The organism is Rhizobium sp. P1_E1 (genome assembly GCF_056406015.1).
Map to the genome: position 1 here is coordinate 1 of NZ_JBFUAY010000231.1, position 6538 is coordinate 6538.

The 6538-nt window shown below is 59.1% G+C and carries 7 protein-coding genes and 1 pseudogene; all 8 read left to right on the plus strand.

The features are described 5' to 3' along the window. Positions 1-81: 81 nt before the first annotated feature. Positions 82-1212 (plus strand): annotated as a pseudogene (locus tag AC1D1Z_RS32380) (TPR end-of-group domain-containing protein); the annotation flags it as partial. A gap of 115 nt (positions 1213-1327) precedes the next feature. Beyond that, positions 1328-2650 carry a gluzincin family metallopeptidase gene (locus AC1D1Z_RS32385; protein ID WP_477852935.1) on the plus strand — a complete coding sequence of 441 codons (1323 nt, stop codon included), beginning with the start codon at positions 1328-1330 and terminating at the stop codon, positions 2648-2650. A 16-nt stretch (positions 2651-2666) separates the two neighbouring features. Further along, positions 2667-3269 carry a hypothetical protein gene (locus AC1D1Z_RS32390; RefSeq protein WP_131647217.1) on the plus strand — a complete coding sequence of 201 codons (603 nt, stop codon included), beginning with the start codon at positions 2667-2669 and terminating at the stop codon, positions 3267-3269. 33 nt (positions 3270-3302) lie between these two features. After that, the gene (locus AC1D1Z_RS32395) at positions 3303-3641 is read left to right on the plus strand and encodes a hypothetical protein (protein WP_131647218.1); all 339 of its coding nucleotides are present in this window, start codon (positions 3303-3305) and stop codon (positions 3639-3641) included. A 382-nt stretch (positions 3642-4023) separates the two neighbouring features. After that, positions 4024-4467 carry an acetyl-CoA carboxylase biotin carboxyl carrier protein gene (locus AC1D1Z_RS32400; protein ID WP_131647219.1) on the plus strand — a complete coding sequence of 148 codons (444 nt, stop codon included), beginning with the start codon at positions 4024-4026 and terminating at the stop codon, positions 4465-4467. Continuing rightward, entirely contained in the window at positions 4467-5852 is a 1386-nt protein-coding gene (accC, locus tag AC1D1Z_RS32405) for an acetyl-CoA carboxylase biotin carboxylase subunit (protein ID WP_131647220.1), read from the plus strand. The genes AC1D1Z_RS32400 and accC overlap by 1 nt, the downstream gene beginning before the upstream one ends. Further along, positions 5849-6283: an acetyl-CoA carboxylase biotin carboxyl carrier protein gene (locus AC1D1Z_RS32410; protein ID WP_131647221.1), complete on the plus strand. Its 435-nt coding sequence runs from the start codon at positions 5849-5851 to the stop codon at positions 6281-6283. Before accC ends, AC1D1Z_RS32410 begins: the two co-directional genes overlap by 4 nt. Continuing rightward, the coding region (locus AC1D1Z_RS32415) for a carboxyltransferase domain-containing protein (RefSeq protein WP_477852939.1) at positions 6280-6538 on the plus strand (259 nt) is incomplete at its 3' end. The genes AC1D1Z_RS32410 and AC1D1Z_RS32415, both read left to right, overlap by 4 nt.

Consider the following 6538-nt stretch of genomic DNA (forward strand, 5'->3'; position numbering starts at 1 on the left):
GGCCGGAGCGAGAACCTGCAGCGCATCGCCGGGGAACTCGGGGTTGCCTATGTCGTAGAGGGCAGCGTCCGCAAGGCCGGCGGCCGGAGCGAGAACCTGCAGCGCATCGCCGGGGAACTCGGGGTTGCCTATGTCGTAGAGGGCAGCGTCCGCAAGGCCGGCAACCATGTGAGGATCAATGCTGAATTGATCGACGCAGCCAGCGATGGCCACGTGTGGGCGGCGCGTTACGACCGCGACCTCACCGACATCTTCGAAGTGCAGGACGAGATCACGAAGGCGATCGTCGAGCAACTGAAGGTCAAGCTACTCCCGGAGGAAAAGAAGGCAATCGAGCTGGCGCCGACAGCGAGCGTTGAAGCTTATACGCACTTCCTCAGGGGCCGCGAATACTATCACATTGCCTCGCGCTCAAACCATCTCATGGCCAGACAGAGCTTCGCGAGAGCTATCGAATTGGATCCGGACTATGCCCGCGCTTATGCGGGCGTCGCGGTTTGCGATGCGCGTCTGCGGTCCCAGTTCGGTGTACAGATCCCGGTGGAGGACATTCTTGCGAACACCGCGAGGGCGCTCGCTATCGATCCCAATCTGGCGGAGGCACACGCGGCCAAGGGGTTTGCGTTGGCGGTGGCCGGCAATCGCGCTGAGGCCGTTTCCGCATTCGAGCAGGCTTTATCGCTCGACGGCGATTGCCACGAGGCGAACCGGTATTATGCCGAATTTTGCGTCACCGACGGTCAGTTCGAGCTGGCGGCCACCTACTTTCAGCGTGCAATGGAAATCAAGCCTGCCGATTATGGTGCGCCGACCATGCTTGTGCACGTCTTTCGTTCACTCGGGCAAACAGACAAGGCCAATAGTTATGCTTGGATCGCGTTGAAAAAGGCGGAGGAAGAATTGCGGCTACATCCGGAGAATGCCAATGTTGCCTGTCTTGGAGCAACCGTGCTCGCCTTTCTCGGTGTCCGCGATCGGGCACTGGAGTGGCTGGCCCGCTCACTGGCGACTGATCCCAACGACATAAACATTCAGTACAACGCCGCCTGCACTTATGCGCTGCTTGGCGAGATTGACCGAGCGATCGAGGTGCTGGAAGCCTGGATGCCTCAKGTCGGCGCCGAGATGCGGCTGTGGTTCAAGAACGATTCCGACCTCGATTCCATTCGCAGTCACCCGCGCTATTCGAGATTGGTTGAACTGTCTGAATAACGCCTCGTACATTTGGCAGGCTGGCGCTAATACTATTTCATTACTTGCTAAAATTCTCGCGAGCGCCGAAGGTCAACTTAAACTTGCACCAGAAAAGTCTTTTGAGGGGAAGCGGATGAGCACCCGGTTCAGACTTTTTGTACAGCCTCCATTTGAAGATGCTCGGTCCAGTCCCGAGATTGTCGAAGTGTCGTCTCCGCTGGGCAGCCTGACGGCTGGTCCGGCCGACGATCGCATGTTCGTTCTGGAGCCGGTCGGCAAGACCAGTCCTTACGGTGTGAACCGCGGGCCGCTCGGAACACCGTACATGTATCTGCCGCCCTGGATCGGGAAAATCCTTCAGCCGGCCACCCCCGACGAGTACGGCAATTTCGACTATCTCCGATCTTCGATGGCTGGCTTCGAAGCCGCGCATGTTTTTGGTTGCGTGCGATTCACACTGGATGTGTGGGAGCGCTATCTCGGCCAGCCGCTCACCTGGCATTTTCGCGATCATTATGACCGTCTGGAAATCTCGATCCTGCCGCGATGGGACAACGCCCAATACGGCTATGGTTTCCTCGAAATTGGGAGCCAGTTCGAAAACAACGGGCGCGTCCTTCCCTTCAGCCTGGATTTTGACGTCATCGCTCATGAGGTGGGGCACGCGATCATCTTCAGCGTACTGGGCGTGCCGCGCCCGGGAACCGAGTATCCGGAATATCTTGGCTTCCAGGAGGCCTTCTCCGACTGCGTGTCGCTGATCGCGGCCATGCATTTTCCGTCCGTGATCGACAATGTTCTCGCGGAGACGCGCGGTAACCTCTACCGTGCAAATCGCCTTGCGCGCTTTTCGGAATTTTCGCCGCATCGCCAGATTCGTTCGGCAAATAACAAAAGGACGATGGCCGACTTCGCTCGTGGGTGGAAGGACGAGCATGAGCTCTCGCAACCGCTCACCGGTGCAATATTCGACATCCTCGTCGACCTCTTTCATGAGAGCCTAGTGGCGCGCGGCTTGATCTCGCCTGCCGTTGAAAATCTCGCAGATATTGCCGAGTTCGATCCTGCTGCCGAGGCACCCGTGCAGCATGCTTTCGACCGCGCTTTCGCCCGCAACTCGGATGGTTTTGTCGAAGCATTGCTCGATGCACGAGACGTCGTCGGGACGTATCTGGCGGAAACCTTGTGGGCTCTCGCTCCCGACTTTCTGGACTACGGCGACGTTGCGAGGACGATGCTTGCGATTGATCGGGATGAAAGTGGCGGCCAATTCGCACGGATCATCAGCAGGAATTTTAGGCAACGTGCCATCGGCGAGTTGCATGCCGGCGCGCATGTGAAGGGTGGCGAGCATCGCAGCCATGTCCACTCTGCGCGAATCTTGCTGCCGATAGACCATCTGGAGCTTCCGAAGATGAGCTATCGCGAGAAATTTCTGCTGTCGAAATTGGCATAGGTCAATAACCAGGTAGATGGAGGCAGACGTGGCAGACAATGAAACCTTACTCGGCGTATCAGCGGTATATTTGTTCGGGCGTGAACTTAGTGATCTTCTTCTGAGAGGCGACGTTTATCAGCCTCTGATCGGAAATCCATCGGGAGCGAATAGTTTTCTGAGGGGTCAGCTCAGCGCGGACGGCGCGACTCTTGCGCGAATTTACGCTTTCTCCTTCGAGGGAACTTTCGTTGAATTAAGCCGGCCGGCTATCTTCATTGTCCACGGCAGCGGCTCGAATCCCGACGATCCACCTCCGAGGAACGTCGATGGCGATATTGAATACGACAGATTGTCTCGGTCCCCAGGTTCGAGTGCACGAACAGGCCTCGGCTCCCAAATCGGAGCTCTCGCCAGGGATATGAAGGTCTGGATCTATGACAAGGGCGATCTCTCGATGAGGCTTGATGCCCAAACGGGAACCCTTGAGCAAATCTTGCTCTCGGCCGAGGCCTCGGCTGATCCTCGGGGAATGGCGAGCGGCGGATTGTCCAGATCGGGCGGTGCCTTGTCCCGCTCCGGCGGCGTGATGTCGAGATCAGGCGGATTCGTCCCTCGCAGATCGGGTGACGGTGATTGATTTTACGGATAGGGATGGACCCGGGAGGCTAACATGTCCGCGAAAACTACTCTCGAAATTGTGCGTTTGGACCCCAAGCCTGTGCAAGCTCCGTTACGAACACGAACGCCGTTTACACTCATAGGCCACGGCTTTCGTGAGGGAATGGAAGTATATGTATCTACTAACAAAGACGGCAGCGACAGAGTTGACGTCAAAGTACTTCGCGATGATTCTGCTACGAGTACGGACAAGGTATGGCCAGTCGTCGCCCTGCCGGCGCTTGGCGCCAAGCCCACCGATACCACCAAAGAGCCGCCCGACCCACCCTTGTGGGTTGTGATAAAACTGAATGGCCAGAAGAGTGCCATACAAGGATTTTTGATCGTCTGACTCTTGAGAGATCACGCTCAATTCGAGCCGATGGTCTACGACTTGGCCAGGCACTGCTTCGCAGTCTGTTTGTAGGTCGCGCCGTCCAATGGATGCGACGGACAGGCAGACTTGCGAGAGAAGCAGGCGCTATGAGGTGTGATACATTCAGAGGGAGGCGCCGCTCCCAAACCGCTTTGCTCTTCGATGGGTTCTATGTCGTCTCGCCGGCCCGGCTGCCATCAAGAACCTCCAGCGACATGTCTCCATAGGGCGCGTATTGCGCTCCATCAAAACTTCGTCTGACCCCATCAGTCGGCGCGTCGTGCTACGAAAATCACAACGCCGGGCGATCTGAAACTTCAGGTCCGCGCGGTGGAATTCTGAAATTCCGAGCACGCATATGGACCTCTCGAAGATCAAGACGCTGATCGACTTTGTCGGACGATCGAACATTACCGAGCTGACCGTGACCGAAAAGGACGTGACGGTTCGGATTTTCCGTACGTCGCAGGGTCAGGAGGCTGCTGCCGAGCCCACGCAAAAGGCAGGATCGACGACGAACTTTGCCCATGATGCCGTCTCCCATGCGTCTTCGAACGTCGAGAAAACCTCCTATGCGGTGAAGGCGCCCGTCTTCGGCGTTCTGCACCGGACCCCGGCGCCAGGGGAGCCGCCATTCGTCGCAATCGGTGACCAGGTGGAGGAGGGGCAGACCCTTTTCATCATCGAGGCAATGAAGGTCTTCAACACAATCGCCGCGCCGCGGTCGGGGCGCATTACGCACCTCACCGAAATCGACGACGGCGAGGTCGAGACCGGCGATCTGCTGGCGGAGATTGCCTGATGCCGGAAACGCCTGAACAATCCGCGGCCGGCCGCTTCGATACCGTTCTGATCGCCAATCGTGGCGAGATCGCAGTCCGGATCCAGCGCGCCTGCCGCGAGCTCGGCCTGAAGACGATCGCCATCTGCTCCGAGGCCGACAGGGAAGCGCCTTACGGCAAGACCGCAGACAGTTTTTTGTGCATCGGTCCGTCGAGTGCCGCCAAGAGCTATCTCAATCAGGATGCCATCCTTCTGGCGGCGCGTCTCGCTGGTGCCGGCGCCATCCATCCCGGTTACGGTTTTCTGTCGGAGAACGCTGCCTTCGCAGACGCTGTTGAAAAGGCGGGGCTGATCTTCATCGGTCCGACCACCTCCTCGATTGCGACCATGGGCGACAAGATCTCGGCAAAGCGAGCGATGATGACGGCCGGCGTGCCCTGCGTTCCCGGTCCGGACACCGCGCTGCCCGATGATCCCGCCACGATCGAGCGCATAGCGCTGGAAATCGGATATCCTGTCATCATCAAGGCGGCCGGCGGTGGCGGCGGACGCGGCATGCGCGTCGTGCCAAAGGCTGATGTGTTGCATGAAGCAATCGCTCTGACACGAGAAGAGGCCCGCAAGGCCTTCGGCTCACCCTCGCTCTACATGGAGAAATTCCTCCAGCATCCGCGTCACATCGAGATCCAGGTTGTTTGCGACGATCACGGCAATGCCGTGTGGCTGGGACACCGGGATTGCTCGATGCAGCGCCGCCATCAGAAAGTGGTGGAGGAGGCGCCGGCGCCGGGAATCGCGCCCGACATCATCCAATCGGTCGGCCTGGCTTGCGTGCAGGCCTGCCTCCAGATCGGCTACCGGGGCGTCGGAACCTTCGAATTCCTTTATGAGGACGGCGCTTTCTATTTCATCGAGATGAACACGCGACTTCAGGTCGAGCATCCCGTCACCGAAATGACGAGCGGCGTCGATATCGTCCAGGCGCAGATAAGGGCAGCTCAGGGTCACGTTCTGAATCTCAACCAAGGCGATGTAACATGCGAAGGCCATTCCTTCGAATGCCGTATCAACGCCGAGGATCCGGAAACCTTCCTGCCATCGGCGGGTGTCGTCACCCATCTGGCTTTGCCCGTCGGGCCGGGCATTCGCGTCGATACGCATATTCATGCCGGCTACAAGGTCTCGCCCTATTACGATTCGCTGATCGCCAAGCTGATCGTGCATGCGCCGACGCGGGCAGAAGCAATGGCAAGAATGCGCGAGGCGCTTGCCGGCACTGAGGTCGAAGGGATTTCCACCAATATCCCCTTCCTGCGCGCCCTGTTCGAGGACGGCGCATTCGCGCGCGGCGAGACGGACATTCACTATCTCGAACAATGGCTGAAGCTGCGGAGGGCGGCATGAGCGCGATCGATTTCAGCGATCCGGCGACCATCGCATTGCTCACCGAGGCGCTGATGGCCGCCGGCGTGGACGGTCTTGAAATCTCCCGGCCGGCCGGACAGCTTCGCATCGTCGTCGCTGGAAAAGACGGTGCCCGGATCAGCCCGCCCGAAGCGACGCCCCATGCTCCCGGTTTGGCTCCCGGCTCCGCATCGGTCGTTGTGAAGGCGCCGATGGCCGGCCGCTTCCATGTCGAGCATCCCGCCTCCGCCGCGCCGCAAAATCTGCCGCGCTCCGTATCCGAAGCGGATATCGTCGGCTTTGTCGGGGTAGGGCACATCCTGCTTCCCCTTCGCGCCAGCCGTTCCGGTGTTTTGACCAGGCTGCTCGCAGAACCTGGCGCACCGGTCGGCTTCGGTGATCCTCTGTTCGAAATCGAGCTCCAGTCATGATCGTCACGACGAACAGACATGCATCGCAACGCGAGATCGTTCCGGCCACCAAAAACCTGGCGCGGGTTTCCTCGATCGGCGCCAGATCCTTCCTGCYCGAAGCGCCAGGCGACTTCGACCTTATCGCGCAGCGGCGGATCTGGGCTCTGTCCCAGACTGTGAAAGGTTGGACGGACCTTGCGGAAAACATCCCGGGCATGACCAATCTGCTGGTGATCTTCAAGGAGACTCCCGAGGATCCCGATGCGGTGGTCG

What these genes read in the sequence shown, in the direction of transcription:
- AC1D1Z_RS32385 (WP_477852935.1), top strand. Translation starts at nt 1,328, where the DNA reads ATGAGCACCCGGTTCAGACTTTTTGTACAGCCTCCATTTGAAGATGCT.
- AC1D1Z_RS32390 (WP_131647217.1), top strand. Translation starts at nt 2,667, where the DNA reads ATGGAGGCAGACGTGGCAGACAATGAAACCTTACTCGGCGTATCAGCG.
- AC1D1Z_RS32395 (WP_131647218.1), top strand. Translation starts at nt 3,303, where the DNA reads ATGTCCGCGAAAACTACTCTCGAAATTGTGCGTTTGGACCCCAAGCCT.
- AC1D1Z_RS32400 (WP_131647219.1), top strand. Translation starts at nt 4,024, where the DNA reads ATGGACCTCTCGAAGATCAAGACGCTGATCGACTTTGTCGGACGATCG.
- accC (WP_131647220.1), top strand. Translation starts at nt 4,467, where the DNA reads ATGCCGGAAACGCCTGAACAATCCGCGGCCGGCCGCTTCGATACCGTT.
- AC1D1Z_RS32410 (WP_131647221.1), top strand. Translation starts at nt 5,849, where the DNA reads ATGAGCGCGATCGATTTCAGCGATCCGGCGACCATCGCATTGCTCACC.